The organism is Micrococcus sp. iso_229 (genome assembly GCF_058072725.1).
Genome location: NZ_JBYRDV010000002.1, coordinates 35,575 through 50,199 on the forward strand (window position 1 = coordinate 35,575; position 14,625 = coordinate 50,199).

Below are 14,625 nucleotides of genomic sequence, written 5' to 3' on the forward strand. Positions count from 1 at the left end.
GAGTCAGCTGAGACCCTGGGGACATGTCCCGGTTCCAGATGCTCTCCGACGCACAATGGGAGTTGATCGCCCCGATGCTCCCGACCCGGACCGGCCGCGCCGGCAGGCCGTTCGCCGACGCCCGCACCATGGTGGAGGCGATCATCTACCGGTACCGGTGCGGAATCGCTTGGAGGGATCTGCCCGAGGTCTACGGGCCCTGGCAGACCGTGTGGACCTGGCATCGGCGCTTGGCCGAAAAAGGCACATGGGACACGGTGCTGGCCACGCTGACCGCCGCCGCTGACGCCGAAGGCCTGATCGATTGGTCGGTCTCGGTGGACTCCACGATCGCCCGCGCGCATCAGCACGCGACGAACATCACCCGCCACACAGGGGGATGGGTCGAACTACAAGAATCCGCGTGAGGAGCCGGCCGATCACGGCATCGGGCGCTCCCGTGGCGGGCTGAGCACGAAGATCCATCAGCTCGTCGATGGGACCGGGCTGCCGCTGGTCAGCCTGATCACCCCCGGCCAGGCAGGGGACTCCCCGATGCTGCTTCCTCTTCTGGCGCAGCTGCGCGTGACCCGGCCAGTAGGGCGGCCCCGGACTCGCCCCGAGGCCGTGCTGGGCGATAAGGCGTACTCCTCCCGGGCGATCCGCACCCACCTACGTGCCCGTGGGATCAAAGCGGTCATCCCCGAACCGGCCGACCAGCAGGGCCACCGCAGACGGCGCGGTGCCCGCGGCGGGCGCCCCGTCAGCCTCGACGCGGACGCCTACAAGGGCCGCAACGTCATCGAGCGTCAGTACGCTCACCTGAAGCAGTGGCGGGGTCTGGCGACCCGGTATGACAAGTACGCGATCATCTACAGGGCCGCTCTGGTCCTGAATGCTGTGCTCGCATGGTCAAAACGATTGTCAGACATGCCCTACCTGCGCATCACCAACGAGACGCTCGGCAGGCTGTCCAACAAGCAGGTGGCCCTCGATTTCGACTTCCGCCTCAGCGACGAGGCCGCGGCCTGCGGGGTGCGCACCGGATCCGTCTCCTCCACCAGCAACGGCGGCACCTCCCGGATCGCCTTGAACAACGGGAAGACCTACAACGCGACCAACGGCCTCGCCGTCCCGGCCAACGGATCCGTAGGACGCACCGACGGTACCTGCCGGCTCGGCCTGGACCGCACTGAGGCCTGCGGCACCACGGGTGTGAGCAGCTTCGCTCTGTGTCGCGGTTTTCGCTGCGTTCCGTGTCGGGTTAGGTGGTGCCGATGACGAGGGTGCTGCGGGCGGCTTCGACGACGTCGTTGGTGATGACGTCGAGCTCGTTGATCTTCAGGACACGTTGAATCTGTGGGAGGAGACGTTCGAGGAGACGGAAGTTGCCGCGGGTGATGCGTTCGACGGCGGCGATGGCTTGCGCGTCAGTGAAGTCGTCGGGGTCGAGGGTCTTGCCGAGCTTGCGCCATTGACGTTCGAGGACGAACAGCAGCTCGTCGTGGCCGAGGGGGCGGTACTGGTGGGCGAACCCGAGTCGGCTGTAGAGCTGTGGGTAGTGAGTGAACTGCTTCTCGATGCCGGGCATGCCGATCAGGATCATCGCGATGCCTGTTCGGTCGTACTGGTCGCGGAGCCACTCGATGGCGTTGCCGGTGAGGCGTTCGGACTCATCGATGATGATCAGCTCGAGCAGTGACGGGTTGGGGCCGTGCGCGTGGTCGACGTGGCCGCCGTGGAGGACGAGTTGTTCCTCGATGCAGCGTTCGGTGCGGATCATGTCGTGCCGGAGGTCCTCTTGCAGGGCGCGCATCGTCGCGGAGACCTCGGGCGTGTAGAAGACGGTCCGGGCGCGGTGGGCCGCGGCATAGATCTTGGTGACGTTCACCTCGTCGGGCGTCGGTTCGTGGTTTGTGAGCTCGTTCCCGGTGCCGGCGCGGCCGGCCCACCAGGTGTTCGAGAGAATCTGGCCCGGGTTAAGAACCGGGATGGGGCGTTCGTAGCGCTTGACGAGGTAGGGCGCGAGGAGCCGGTCGGAGTCGTCGGGGATGACTATGGGCGGATTAAAGGTGACGGTGATGTCTCGCGCGGGGGTCGGTCCGAGGTTGGTGATGATGAAGTCGATGGAGGAGTCGCTATCGACCGCGGGGCGGAACTCGGCGGCGATCATCGGCTGGGATCGGGCTTTGCTGTCCAGGGCGGCGGAGATGAGCGCGATGATCGCGACGAGCGCGGCGACAACGCCGGCGACGGCGCCGATCGCGCTGCCGTACTCGTTGATCCAGGTCCAGGCCTCGAGCACGCTCATCCGGGTCATGAGGTGAGCGTAGCTGCGAGGCGGAACTGGCTAGAGAGACGGGGCGCGTCGTCTGGACATCGTGCCGCCGCAGGCTCTGAGGCGCCGGCGGCCGCGGATCGCGCCTGAGATGGATCGGCGGCCACCGGCGCGGGGGTCAGTGCGCGGCTCCGAGCTCGATCATGAGCACCCCGACGATGATCAGGCCGATACCGGCCGCCATCACCTTGGTCAGCGGTTCCTTGAAGAGGATGCGGCTGAGGACCGCGGTGAGCGCGACACCGGACGCGGCCCAGATGCCGTAGGCGACTCCGAGGGCCAGGCCCTCCACGAGGGCCATGGTGATGCCGAAGAACGCGATGCCGTAGCCGCCGAGGACGGCGAGCAGCCACAGGCCCTTCTTCTTGGAGCCGGAGGTCGCCATGCGCAGCGAGAGGGCGCCGGCGACCTCGAAGATGATCGCGATGATGAGGAACAGGTAGGCCATCAGACGGTCCCTTCACGCTTCTTCGTCGCGGCCTGCGAGCCGAGCTCGACGCACAGGACCCCGCCGATGACGACGGCGATGCCGAGGGTCATCAGCGCGGTCAGCGGCTCTCCGAAGATGACTGCGGAGAGGATCGCGGTCAGGGCCACTCCGGCGGCTCCCCAGATGCCGTACCCGACGCCGAGGGGCATGCCCTGCTTGAGCGCGCCGGCCAGGAGCGTGAACGCTCCGATGTAGCCGACCGCGACGAGCGCGAAGAATCCGGGGGCGTCGACGGCAGCTTTCAGTGACAGGGAGCCTGTCACCTCGAGCGCGATCGCCCCGGCGAGGAACACCCACTTCATTTCTGTACTCCTTCATCGATCAGTCGTTGGGCGATGCCGCGCACGAGTGCACGCTGCTCACCGGTCATGCTCAGAAGTCCGAGCGCCTGGTCGGTCCAGGCGCCGTCAGCGATCAGACGCGCCGACTGCAACGCGGCTTTCTGGCCAGCGTCGCCGGGTGCGTCCTCCCCGAACCAGGGCCGCAGGCGCTCCCGCCACTGGGCGGCGAGAGTGTCGCGCAGCTTCACATCCGCGAGCAGCGCGAGATCGCCCCCGTCGAAATCGGAGAGCACCTCGAAGTCCACATACGCGCGCAGCCGCTCGACCGGATCGGTGACCTCCCCGATCGTCGCGGCGAGCTGTCCCTCCCAGAGGTCCATCACCCGATTGACGACGCCGACCATCAGCGCCTCCTTCGAGGAGAAGTGATGCACCACCCCCGCCTTACTCATGCCTGCTTCGGAGGCGACGGAATCGATCGTCACCACGCCACCGCGCCGCAGCACGGCGATCGCATCATCGAGCAGCTGCTCGGTCGTCTTTGCCATGCCCCGAGAGTACCGACCAAACGTTTGGTCGGTCAAGTGACATAGCGCTATGGGTAGCAGGCGTCCCGTAAGGGGATCGCTTACCGGCACACACAGATACGACGCCGAGCGCCGCGAAAATCCGCGGCGCCGAGTGTCCCGTGTGAGCAGCTTCGCTCTGTGTCGCGGTTTTCGCTGCGTTCCGTGTCGGGTTAGGTGGTGCCGATGACGAGGGTGCTGCGGGCGGCTTCGACGACGTCGTTGGTGATGACGTCGAGCTCGTTGATCTTCAGGACACGTTGAATCTGTGGGAGGAGACGTTCGAGGAGACGGAAGTTGCCGCGGGTGATGCGTTCGACGGCGGCGATGGCTTGCGCGTCAGTGAAGTCGTCGGGGTCGAGGGTCTTGCCGAGCTTGCGCCATTGACGTTCGAGGACGAACAGCAGCTCGTCGTGGCCGAGGGGGCGGTACTGGTGGGCGAACCCGAGTCGGCTGTAGAGCTGTGGGTAGTGAGTGAACTGCTTCTCGATGCCGGGCATGCCGATCAGGATCATCGCGATGCCTGTTCGGTCGTACTGGTCGCGGAGCCACTCGATGGCGTTGCCGGTGAGGCGTTCGGACTCATCGATGATGATCAGCTCGAGCAGTGACGGGTTGGGGCCGTGCGCGTGGTCGACGTGGCCGCCGTGGAGGACGAGGTGTTCCTCGATGCAGCGTTCGGTGCGGATCATGTCGTGCCGGAGGTCCTCTTGCAGGGCGCGCATCGTCGCGGAGACCTCGGGCGTGTAGAAGACGGTCCGGGCGCGGTGGGCCGCGGCATAGATCTTGGTGTCGTCTTCACTGCGTGCGGCCCACCTGGCGATGAACGGGCCGATGCTGTCCCAGTGCGCGTAGCGGCGCGCTGAGAGGGTCTTGCCGACGCCGGCGGGCCCGAAGCAGACGCCGATGGTGTTCTGCTTCCGGACCGCGTCGGCAAACTCTGCGAACCGGCGGTGCTCCTTGGTGACGATGAACTGGCTCGTCATGACCGGTCCTCCTCGTAGGTCTTCAGTCGCGGCCGATCCGTCTCGACGGCTGCCGGTGTGGTGGTGTCGTCGAGTTTGGGATTGACGATCGCGATGCGTTCGTGGATCTGCCCGCGTAAAGCCCGGCGGTGAGCGTTCCTGGCGGCTTGGATCTGCTTGAGGCTGATCGTCTCGGTCTGGTGCTCGGTGCTGATCGCGGTGCAGAGGAACACGTCGCGGTGGAAGACGCGGATCTCGGTGACGTCGCGTGGGTCGTACCGGACACTCACGGTGCTACCGACGAACGGCGCGAGAGTGGCCGCGGTGTAGCGGAGGCCCTCGAAGTGGATGCCATCGCGCTGCACGACCCGCGTCGTGGGGACGGTGAGCAGGAACCCGTCGAGCTGTTCAAGGGACTCCGGGAGCCGTGGCAGCCACCCGTCTGCAATCCACGCGTGCAGTGGGCTCGTCCGGAGCTCGCGGTGGGTGCGGGCGTTGTAGCTGCGGATGAACGTGCTGATGGCACTGTCGACGCCGCCGAGATCCAGCGCCGGCGTCGGCGCCGAGGATCCGGCTGCGAAATGGCCGGGGAGCGTTGGGAGCAGTTCGGTGTTGATCGTGCCGAAGAACCGCTCGATCTTCCCGCGCCCCTGGGGCCGGGCGACCTGCGAGTGGATGATGCGGAGGTGCAGCACAGCGGCGGTGTCGCCGAGACGATGGCTGGTGAAGTCGGACCCGTGGTCCGTGTAGAGCACGTCCGGGATCCCGCAGACGGGCCAGTCCGGTTCCGGCTTGTGCCAGATCGCTTGGCGCAGCGCGAGCGCGGTGTTCGCCGCTGACGGGGCACCGAGGAACACCATGTACCCGCAGATCGCGCGGGAGTAGTCGTCGAGGATCACCGTCAACCACGGCCGTGCGGGCTTGCCGTTGGGCCCGACGATGAGCAGGTCAAGCATCGTGTGGTCCGCCTGCCAGATCGCGTTCGGGCGGTCCGCGCGACGTCGGAGCAGCAGCTCGTGTTTGTCACGGTATGACGCTGGCCCCTCGAGTGCGAGCGTCACCATTCCGGGATCGAGCCCGTTCACGATCGACCGCACGGCGGAGTACGACGGCGACGGCAGTCCCCGTTCAGCGCAGTGGACGCCAACCTGACGGTGAATGGTGGCGATCGACGGCCGCGGCTTGGTGAGCGCAAGCCCTTCGACCAGGCGGACGAGTTCCGGTGCTGTGCGTCGGACGCCATGGTCGGCGCGAGCGTCGTCGGCGAGGGCGGCGTATCCGCCTGTCCGGTAGCGGGCGAGCCAGCGTTGCAGGGTGCGCTCGGTGACGCCCGTGCTGCGGGCCAGAGTGGCAAGCGGGATTGCGTCCTCGACGTGCAGTCGAAGGATTCGCCACCGCTCGCTCGCGTCCATGACCGGCTACATCGTCGGTGAGGGCTTTGCGCGTCGGCGGGCGACGGGTTCGGCGTGCTTCGCGAGCGTCCGGTAGATGGTGGTGCGGCTGACGCCGAGGACATCGCCGATCTGCGCGACGGTCATGTCCTGCTGTTCGTAGAGCCGGCGTGCGGTGCGCACCTGGTCCGCGGAGAGCCGAGATGGTCGGCCGCCGGTTCTGCCGCGGGCTCGGGCGGCGGCGAGGCCGGCGTTGGTGCGTTCCTTGATGAGGTCCCGTTCGAACTCCGCCAGCGCAGCGAAGACGTGGAACACAAGCCGGCCACCGGGTGAGGTGGTGTCAATGGTCTCCTGCAGCGACCGGAACCCGATGCCGCGTTCGGCGAGTGCGTGCAGCTGGTCGATGAGGTGCCGGATGGATCGACCGAGCCGGTCGAGTCGCCAGACGACGAGAGTGTCGCCGGGGCGGAGCTGGTCGAGGAGCTTGTCGAGCTCGGGCCGGTGTTGCAGCGACCCGGACATGGTGTCGACGAACACGCGGTAGCAGCCGGCGGCGCCCAGCGCGTCGATCTGTAGCGACGCGTCCTGGTCGGTGGTGGACACGCGCGCGTACCCGAGGAGGTGACCCATGGAGAGAACGTAGCGAAACTCGACCAGGAGGGGTAGTGGCGGCACGTAGATTCCGGGATTGGGTTCCGTTACAAGACACGCCGCCTCACACGCTGCCGAACCGTCGGCACGGGCAGTTGTAGCGGAGTCGTTCGTATTTGCTACAGCCGGTGAGTCAGCGCCGCGAGCCGGAGCGCTTGGACGGAACGTCGTTGTTGTTCCGCGCGATGGCGGCCGTTGGCCGGAGAGGGGTGTGGTGCCGCGATGACGGGTACGAGTCGGGGGTGCTCGTCCAGGGTGAGGTGCCGCATGACTCCGTTGAGGGCGGCGGTACCGTACGTGACGATGGCATCGAGCACGGGGAGCACCTTGAGCAGAGTTTCGAGGGCGTGTCGCCCCTCGTCGATGTCCACAGGTCGGACGCGGCCGAGAATCTCCCACGGGATGAGGTTCCAGCGGAGGTAGTCGTTGCGTGCGAGTCCGGACTCGATGCGGGCTGCGCGGAACGCGGCCGCGGTCGGGCCCGGGTTGTCCTCGCTGCAGATCGCCGTGTGCGCTGCGGCGATCGTCTGGGGGCCGGGCGACTGCATGAGGACCAGGACGCGGCTGGATGTGCCGCCGGATCTCGGGTCGAAGTTCGGGACGAACCGCCGTGAACCGTCGGGTGCGGTGCGCCATGCCTCGGCGAGGGCGTTCAGGGATCGAACGTCCGCGACCTCGTCCGCGAGTTCGTCGGGGGTGCTCATGCCGGCTGTGGTGGTGCGAGGAGTGTGCCGCGGATGACGGAGCCGTGGAAGGTGCGGACGGCAACGGTGATCCACGCGGCGACGAGGCCCACGTAGTAGACGACTGCGAGGACGGCGACGACGGTGAGTCCGGAGTGCAGGGCCAGGCCGTTCAGGCCGGTGACGCAGGTGCCGACGGGGAACGTGAATGACCACCAGGTCAGGCTGAACAGCAGGTGTTCGCGGGCGGTGCGGATGGTGATGGCGAGGGCGATGACGGTCCACAGCAGCGCGAAGCCGAGCATCGCGAACCCGTACACCAGCGCCACGACCAGCAGTGCGTGGGCGGTCGACGCGTCGACGACGGCGGGGGCGTTCGATGCGAGGAGGTTTACCGCGGTGATGGACTGTCCGACCGGTCCGAGGACGATCCACAGGGTCGGCACCATACCGGCGGCACCGACCTTGTGTTGCGCGAGACGGTTCCAGATCAGCGTAATGACGACCAGGGACGTGATGAGGCTGAGGCCGAAGAAGCCGTAGCAGGACCACAGCAGGGTCTCCCGTGCCTGCCCGGCGGGGGCATACGGCAGGAGGAGCGCACCGGTCGAGGCGGACACCATCGGCGGGACGATCGGCATCAGCCAGCCGCCGAACGCGGATTCGGGCGTGTTCTCGTGGCGGGTGAACGCCAGGTACGGCACCAGGACCGCGGTGAGCAGGCCGCCGATGGTGCCGATGGTCCAGAGGACCCAGTCGACGGTGACGGCGGCGGGGAGGCCGATCCAGTCCTTGCCGAGGAGGATCGTGCCGGCGCCGACGGTGAGGAACGCCATGGGCGGTGCGCCGTAGAAGTGGGAAATCACCGGGTTGAGGTGGTGCTTCGCTGCGGTGCTCCGGTAGCGGACCCAGTGCAGGACCGTCGCGATGGTGAGGGCGACGAGCAGGACCGCCGCGATCGCCCAGACGACCGTCGCCGCCGTGCGCAGACCGGGGAACTGCAGCGGTAACGACGCGGCCGCGACGGCGACGATCCCGGTCCCCATGATCGACGCGAACCAGTTCGGGGTCAGGTTCGACACGATCAGGCCGGGCCGCTCCAGCTCCCGGAACAGCCGCCGGTCGCGCACACCGTGCTCAGAGGCTGCGGGTGCGTGGGCGAGGTGAGCGGACATGCACCCATCGTGCGCGTGTGCCCCGTGGTTCGGGAACGGCGGACTCGTTGGCAGGGCACAATGGTTGCTTGTGGCACTGCGGCGGTTGACGGACCGGATCCTGGACCTCGACACCCTCGAGGTCCTCGTCCGCGTCGCGGAGACCGGGTCGTTGACCCGCGCGGCCGAGGTGTTGGGGGTGACACAGCAGGCGGTGTCTGCGCGCTTGCGTGCCGCGGAGCAGGCGACCGGTCAGCCGCTGGCGCACCGGACGGCATCCGGGACCGCGCTGACCGACGCCGGCCGGGTGGTGCTCGGTCTCGCCGTCCCGGTGTTGGAGGCCTCCCGGCGGCTTGAAGCAGGCGTCGCCGCGCTGCGGGAACCGGCGGGATCCCTCGTGATCGCAGCGTCGCAGACGATCGCCGAACTCCTGCTGCCCGGATGGCTGCTCACCCACCGTGCTGCCACGCCGGATGCGTCGGTGCGTTTGATCGCGGGGAACTCCGCCGACGTGACCGACCTCGTCCGTTCCGGCGCTGCCGACGTCGGGTTCACGGAGACTCCTGCTGCGCCGATTGGCCTCTCATCGTTGGTGGTCGATGAGGACGAACTCGTGGTCGTCGTCGCCCCGCACCATCCTTGGGCAAGCGCTTCGGCCATCACCTCGGATGACCTCGCGGAGACACCCCTGCTGCTCCGTGAGGAAGGGTCCGGCACCCGCTCCACGGTCGAAGCGTGGCTCGACGACGCGGGTCTGACCCTGGTCCCGCCGGCTGCAGTGCTGGAAACGACTGGCATCATCCGCGCCAACGCTCGAGCGGGCATCGCGCCCGCGGTGATGAGTCTCCGCACCGTCGACACTGACCTCGAAGACGGTGCCCTCGTCCGGGCGCTACTGCTCGGCCCGCCACTGATCCGGCCGCTGCGAGCGATCTGGTCAGGCCGCCCGGGGCCCGCTGTGACGGCGTTCCTGGACACTGCTCGCAGCTCGAGTACCGGTGGTCAGATCAGTCCGTAGGGCAGCTCCGGGTGCTGCTCGGCGATCTCGGTGAGCCGGTTGTACTTCGCGACGCGTTCCCCGCGGCCGGGTGCGCCGGACTTGATCTGCCCGGTGCCGGTCCCGACAACGAGGTCCGCGATGAACGTGTCCGTGGTCTCCCCAGAACGGTGGGAGACCATGCTGGCCATCCCGATGCTCTTGGCGGTGGCGATCGCGCCGAGGGTCTGGGAGACGGTCCCGATCTGGTTCGGCTTGATCAGTGCCGCGTTCGTCAGCTGCTGCTCGCCGCCGTCGCGGATCCGCTGTGGGTCGGTGACGTAGAGGTCGTCGCCGACGATCTGGATCCGGTCGCCGAGCGCCGCTTGCATGCGGCGGAACCCCTCATGGTCGTCTTCCGCGAACGCGTCTTCGATGCTCCGGATCGGATACGTGTCGATGAGGTGCCGGTAGTAGTCGACCAGCCCGTCCCGGTCGAGGCTGTCGTTGAGCACCCGGTAGGAGCCGTCGCCCTGGGAGAACTCGTTCGCGGCCGGATCGAGCGCGATCGCCACCTGATCGACGCCCGGCTCGTAGCCGGCGGTACGGATCGCGTCGACGAGCAGGTCGAGCGCTTCCTCGGGCGCAGCGATCGACGGTGCGAAACCGCCCTCGTCGCCGAGGCCGAGGCTGCCGAACCGGTCCCGAACCAGCGCCGCGAGAGCGTGGTACACGTCTGCGCCGATTCGGACGGCGTCTGCCATCGAGCCTGCGTTGACGGGAGCGATCATGAACTCCTGGAAGTCCAGCTCGTTCGCTGCGTGCGCGCCGCCGTTGAGGACGTTGAAGTGCGGGACCGGCATCCGCGGCGTCGAGCCGGTGATCTCAGCGATCCACTGCCAGAGCGGGAGGTCCGCGGCATGGGCGAGGGCCCTGGATGCGGCGATCGAGGTGGCGACAACGCTGTTCGCGCCGAGCCGGCGGTACCCGGTGGTGCCGTCGAGTTCGGCAAGGGCGGCGTCGATCTGCCCGATCGCCGACCACGACCGGCCGGTGAGGAGCCCTGAGATGTCGGTGTCGATCAGGTGGAGCGCCTGGGTGACGTCGCGGCCGCCGAACGCGGAACCGCCGTCGCGGAGCTCGACGGCTTCGTGGGCGCCGGTGGATGCGCCCGCGGGGGCGTCCCCGGTGACGGTGCGGCCGTCGTCGAGCTCGAGGGACACGCGGACGGTCGGGTAGCCGCGGGAGTCGAGGATGCGGGCGCCGTGGACGGCGTCGATGGTGACGGGGTGGTCGTGGTGGGTGACGTACTCACCCTGATGGGCTCCGTGGTGGTGGATGCCGCTGATGTAGTCGTTCATGGTGACGCTCCTTCGGTTCGGTTCGGGTCATGCGTCGAGCTGGTCTGTGGTTGGAAGGGGAAGCCGCGGGGAGGCGGAGGGACGACCTGCTGGCGATCACTCAGCGCCAGTGCCTCCCCGCGGCAGTCTGTGGACCCGTGGGTCACGGGTGTCGGGTGTGGGCGTTCTGTGCGGTGCGGATGACGGCTTCGGCAGCAGCACGGTCGGCCCACCCGTTGGTGGTGACGTGCTTGCCGTGCTCGATCTCCTTGTAGTGGGCGAAGAAGTGCTCGATCTCCGCCAGCGTGTGTTCCGGCACATCGGTGATGTCCCGCAGCTGCGCGAAGCGGTCGTCGCCAGCGGGAACGGTGAGGATCTTGTCGTCGCCGCCGTTCTCGTCGACCATGCGCAGCATCCCGACCGGCCGGACCGTGATGACGACGCCGGGGAACGTGGGACGGGGCAGGAGCACCAGGGCGTCGAGGGGGTCGCCGTCATCGCCGAGGGTGTTGTCGATGGAGCCGTAGTCCTGGGGGAACACCATGCTGGTGAACACCGCCCGGTCGAGCCGGATCCGGCCGGTGGTGTGGTCGACCTCGTACTTGTTGCCGCTGCCGCGGGGAATCTCGATCGTGACGTCGAACAGCATGGGTACCTCCGGTGCTGGAGCGGGTGGGTGGTCAGTGAGTGGGGTGGTCACAGGGTGCCGCCGAGGAGGATGCCGGCGGTCGCGGCGGCGACGGAGACGACGAGCATTCCGAGACCGTTGATCGCGGCGGCGGTGATCCGTCCGCTGCGGGCGAGGCGGACGGTTTCGAAGCTGGCGGTGCTGAACGTGGTGTAGCCGCCCATCACCCCGGTGCCGAGGACCGCGACCGGCACCGCGCCGAGGTGCGTGGCGGCGCCGACGATGATCCCCAGCAGCAGCGACCCGGTGATGTTGATCGTCAGCGTGCCGACGGGGAGCCGGAACTCCCGGCCGGTGTTGATCAGCCCGTCGAGGAGGAACCGACCGGCAGCGCCGGCACCGCCACCGAGGGCGACGACGACGATGAGGGCGGCGTTCATGCTTCCTCCGTTCGGGGACGGAACCAGCCGGCGACGACGAGACCGCAGGCGGTCGCGATCGCGCCGGATAGGACAGTGAGGAGCGCGTAGCCGGTGCCAGCGAGGCCGTGGCCGTCGAGGAACAGGGCGGCGGTGGACTCGGCGAGGGTGCTGTAGGTGGTGAACCCGCCGAGGACCCCTGTCCCGAGGAGCAGCCGCAGCACCCTCCGGCGACCGGCATCGGGCCCACGGTGCGCGAGCGCTTCCAACAGCACACCGAGGGCCAGCGCCCCGGTGATGTTGATCCAGAAGATCGACCAACTCACCCCGCCATCGGCAGGGAGCACGCTACTGATGACGTCGCGGAGGGCAGTACCGCCGGCCCCACCGACGGCGACGAGGCCGACGTACCGCCACCGCAGATGCACCGGCCGCATGGTCGTTGCCGGGTCGGAGACGTCGACGTCCGGGTCGGGAGGGAGCTGGTCGTCGGGCATCGGGGTGTCCGTTCGGGTGGTCATGTTCCGCCTTCTGCCGCGACCAGCGCCGCGGCGTGCTGTGCTGCTACCGGATCCAGGAACGCCCCACCCCGCGGGACGAGAGCACCCGTCGGGGCGAGGTGGTACTGCACGGGTTGCCCGGTCGGCAGGTTGAGCTGCTCGAGCTCCGGGTCGGTGAGGTCGTCGATGCATGCGCAGAGTGCGCGGAGCGAGTTCCCGTGCGCGACGACGAGGACGCTCCGCCCTGACCGCACCATCGGCAGGAGCCGGTCGTGCAAGACGGGGCGGACCCGCTTGATGACGTCCGAGAGTGCCTCGGTGCGTCGGAGGGCGCCGTCGGGCAGGCCGCGCAGCGCGGAGCTCGACCGCAGTTCCTCCCACAGGTGCAGCGACATCGGTGGCGGTGTGCCGGTACGGGACCTGCGGAGCCGCACGTACTCGTCGTCACCGAGCATCCGACGGGCGTCGGTCTTCGTCATCCCGGTCAGGGCACCGTAGTTGCGTTCGTTGAGCTGCCACACCGCTTCCGTGGGCAGCTGTGTCCCGAGGGCGTCGCAGACCAGTTCGGCGGTGCGGACGGCACGGCGCAATGTGGAGGTGACCACGACGTCCGGCGTGATGTGGTTCGACCGGAGGAGCTGTCCGGCTGCGGATGCTTGCCGTTCGCCGCGGTGCGTGAGCGGGACGTCGAGGAGCCCGGTGAAGGTGCCGGCTTCGTTCGCGGTGCTCTCCCCATGCCGCAGGAGCGTCAGCATGCCCGTCACGGGGCTTCCGACGGGAGGAGGACGGTGGCGCCGACCGGGTCGTGCGGGACGACCAGTATCGGCCGGTGCTGCTGATGCGTCAGGTGCGCGGCGACGGACCCGGTGAGCAGTTCCGCTATCCGGCGTCGGCCAGCCTGGGATCCGACGACGATCATCACCGCGTCACGTTCCTCAGCCACCGCAGCGAGTGCGTGACTCGGGTCCCCGACGCGGGAGACGAAGTCCACGTCGACCGATCGCGCCGCAGCAAGATCTCTGATGACCCGCATGTCTTCGTCGGGGAGCTGCTGCGGGTCGCTGTCCGCCGTGTCCGGGTCGATCGGTTCGATGATCTCCGACCCGTCCGCACGCACCCCCGCTGACAGCAGCGCCGGATCGACGACCACACACACCAGGCGGGCGCTGAAGCGTTCAGCGACGGCAGCCGCGACACCGACGACGTCGTGCCCCTGCCCGGACTGCACACCGACCACGACAACACCGGCAGTGTTCGACTCGACCATGACATCTCCCTACCTCAGGCGCACAGAAGCGCAACCAGCTGAGATAGGGACTGTTGTCGACGAGTGTCGAGGTTGGGTCCGGCAAGCCCCACTGCCGGGTCCGAAGACACCACCAGTATGCACCCACCACCCCATGCCCGCACCGACGATCTTCCGCACCTCGAGAACCGGTCCGCTTCGTGACGCGGGACGACAGGGAGAGAAGCTTGAAGGACGACACAGAGCGAAGCTGTTCACACCATCACGTCAGAGACGGTCCCAAAACGGGCCGTTAGACAGAAGTGTCGGAGGGTCTAAGACGTGGTTGGACAGACTGTGGCCTATGTGCGGGTCAGCTCGGCCGAGCAGAACCTGGATCGTCAGCTCGAGGCGGTGGGGGAGTGCGACCGCGTCTTCCAGGACAAGATCTCCGGCAGTTCCCGAGCCAAGCGCACCGGATTGGCCGAGCTGATGAAGTACGTCCGCGAGGGGGACCTGGTGAAGGTCGCCTCCATGGACCGGCTCGGCCGGGACACCCGGGACCTCTACGCAATCGTGGACGAGCTCACCGGCAAGGGGTGCGCGGTGCAGTTCGTGTCAGAGCGAATCACCGTGGACAAGTCCGGCAACTCCCCAGTCGATGGGCTCATGCTGGGCATCCTGGCGGCATTCGCTGAGTTCGAGCGCCGCCGGATCAAGGAGCGTCAGGCCGAGGGCATCGCCCTAGCCAAGGCCCGCGGCAAGTACGTCCAGACCCCGAAGCTCTCGGACACCGACGTGGAGCAGGCGCGCGTGATGATCGAGATGGGGATCCCGAAGGCCGAAGTGGCGCGCGCGTTCGGGGTGAGCCGGCAGACCCTATACACCTCTTTGAGACGTTCCGGATCGCAGACGCAGGCCGCAGGGGCCATCAATTAGATCTATTTGTCGGACGCCCCTGTATGCGAGTAATTCAAGTCTTTGTAATAAATCGGAGAATGGGAGAAAATTGATGAGCCAACTATCCCCGTCAAATTCA

The 14,625-nt window shown here is 67.8% G+C and carries 17 protein-coding genes and 1 pseudogene; 3 read left to right on the top strand and 15 right to left on the bottom strand.

The features are described from left to right. Positions 1–23: 23 nt before the first annotated feature. Positions 24–915: pseudogene (locus AC3RKA_RS11375) on the top strand (IS5 family transposase); the annotation flags it as partial. A 328-nt stretch (positions 916–1,243) separates the two neighbouring features. Here AC3RKA_RS11375 and AC3RKA_RS11380 read toward each other — a convergent pair. The 9 genes from AC3RKA_RS11380 to AC3RKA_RS11420 all read right to left on the bottom strand — a co-directional run bounded on the left by AC3RKA_RS11380 (position 1,244) and on the right by AC3RKA_RS11420 (position 8,519). Next, positions 1,244–2,299, bottom strand: a complete 1,056-nt coding sequence (locus AC3RKA_RS11380) for an AAA family ATPase (protein WP_489727609.1) — start codon at positions 2,297–2,299, stop codon at positions 1,244–1,246. A gap of 136 nt (positions 2,300–2,435) precedes the next feature. After that, entirely contained in the window at positions 2,436–2,765 is a 330-nt protein-coding gene (locus AC3RKA_RS11385) for a DMT family transporter (RefSeq protein ID WP_020628217.1), read from the bottom strand. Further along, positions 2,765–3,109 (bottom strand): DMT family transporter, encoded by a 345-nt coding sequence (locus AC3RKA_RS11390; protein WP_031943843.1) that lies wholly within the window; start codon positions 3,107–3,109, stop codon positions 2,765–2,767. Before AC3RKA_RS11390 ends, AC3RKA_RS11385 begins: the two co-directional genes overlap by 1 nt. Further along, on the bottom strand, positions 3,106–3,636 hold the full coding sequence (locus AC3RKA_RS11395; protein ID WP_002857203.1) for a TetR/AcrR family transcriptional regulator: 531 nt from the start codon (positions 3,634–3,636) through the stop codon (positions 3,106–3,108). Before AC3RKA_RS11395 ends, AC3RKA_RS11390 begins: the two co-directional genes overlap by 4 nt. A gap of 191 nt (positions 3,637–3,827) precedes the next feature. After that, a complete protein-coding gene (locus AC3RKA_RS11400) occupies positions 3,828–4,640 on the bottom strand; it encodes an AAA family ATPase (RefSeq protein WP_002857202.1) in 813 nt (270 codons plus the stop codon). Next, the gene (locus AC3RKA_RS11405; RefSeq protein WP_002857201.1) at positions 4,637–6,031 is read right to left on the bottom strand and encodes a TnsB C-terminal domain-containing protein; all 1,395 of its coding nucleotides are present in this window, start codon (positions 6,029–6,031) and stop codon (positions 4,637–4,639) included. Before AC3RKA_RS11405 ends, AC3RKA_RS11400 begins: the two co-directional genes overlap by 4 nt. A 6-nt stretch (positions 6,032–6,037) precedes the next feature. Continuing rightward, positions 6,038–6,640: a recombinase family protein gene (locus AC3RKA_RS11410; protein WP_002857200.1), complete on the bottom strand. Its 603-nt coding sequence runs from the start codon at positions 6,638–6,640 to the stop codon at positions 6,038–6,040. Between the two features lie 140 nt (positions 6,641–6,780). After that, positions 6,781–7,365, bottom strand: coding sequence for a uracil-DNA glycosylase family protein (locus tag AC3RKA_RS11415; RefSeq protein ID WP_002854173.1), 585 nt, complete (start codon positions 7,363–7,365; stop codon positions 6,781–6,783). Next, on the bottom strand, positions 7,362–8,519 hold the full coding sequence (locus tag AC3RKA_RS11420) for a TDT family transporter (protein WP_002854171.1): 1,158 nt from the start codon (positions 8,517–8,519) through the stop codon (positions 7,362–7,364). The genes AC3RKA_RS11415 and AC3RKA_RS11420 overlap by 4 nt, the downstream gene beginning before the upstream one ends. A 70-nt stretch (positions 8,520–8,589) precedes the next feature. On the opposite strand from AC3RKA_RS11420, the gene AC3RKA_RS11425 reads away from it, so the two are divergent. Next, the gene (locus AC3RKA_RS11425) at positions 8,590–9,516 is read left to right on the top strand and encodes a LysR family transcriptional regulator (RefSeq protein ID WP_002854169.1); all 927 of its coding nucleotides are present in this window, start codon (positions 8,590–8,592) and stop codon (positions 9,514–9,516) included. Here AC3RKA_RS11425 and eno read toward each other — a convergent pair. From eno to AC3RKA_RS11455, 6 genes are all read right to left on the bottom strand, one after another. Continuing rightward, entirely contained in the window at positions 9,501–10,835 is a 1,335-nt protein-coding gene (gene eno / locus AC3RKA_RS11430) for a phosphopyruvate hydratase (RefSeq protein ID WP_002854168.1), read from the bottom strand. The two genes, AC3RKA_RS11425 and eno, sit on opposite strands and share 16 nt — an antisense overlap. Positions 10,836–10,977: 142 nt before the next feature. Then, positions 10,978–11,463: an inorganic diphosphatase gene (locus AC3RKA_RS11435; RefSeq protein WP_002854167.1), complete on the bottom strand. Its 486-nt coding sequence runs from the start codon at positions 11,461–11,463 to the stop codon at positions 10,978–10,980. Between the two features lie 47 nt (positions 11,464–11,510). After that, positions 11,511–11,882, bottom strand: coding sequence for a fluoride efflux transporter FluC (locus AC3RKA_RS11440; RefSeq protein WP_002854166.1), 372 nt, complete (start codon positions 11,880–11,882; stop codon positions 11,511–11,513). Then, entirely contained in the window at positions 11,879–12,382 is a 504-nt protein-coding gene (locus AC3RKA_RS11445; protein ID WP_002854165.1) for a fluoride efflux transporter FluC, read from the bottom strand. Before AC3RKA_RS11445 ends, AC3RKA_RS11440 begins: the two co-directional genes overlap by 4 nt. Beyond that, entirely contained in the window at positions 12,379–13,116 is a 738-nt protein-coding gene (locus AC3RKA_RS11450; RefSeq protein ID WP_063718739.1) for a 2,3-bisphosphoglycerate-dependent phosphoglycerate mutase, read from the bottom strand. Before AC3RKA_RS11450 ends, AC3RKA_RS11445 begins: the two co-directional genes overlap by 4 nt. A gap of 5 nt (positions 13,117–13,121) precedes the next feature. Continuing rightward, positions 13,122–13,628: a universal stress protein gene (locus AC3RKA_RS11455; RefSeq protein ID WP_002854163.1), complete on the bottom strand. Its 507-nt coding sequence runs from the start codon at positions 13,626–13,628 to the stop codon at positions 13,122–13,124. Between the two features lie 300 nt (positions 13,629–13,928). Between AC3RKA_RS11455 and AC3RKA_RS11460 the strand changes: the two genes are divergently transcribed. After that, on the top strand, positions 13,929–14,525 hold the full coding sequence (locus AC3RKA_RS11460; protein ID WP_087114237.1) for a recombinase family protein: 597 nt from the start codon (positions 13,929–13,931) through the stop codon (positions 14,523–14,525). Positions 14,526–14,625 lie beyond the last annotated feature (100 nt).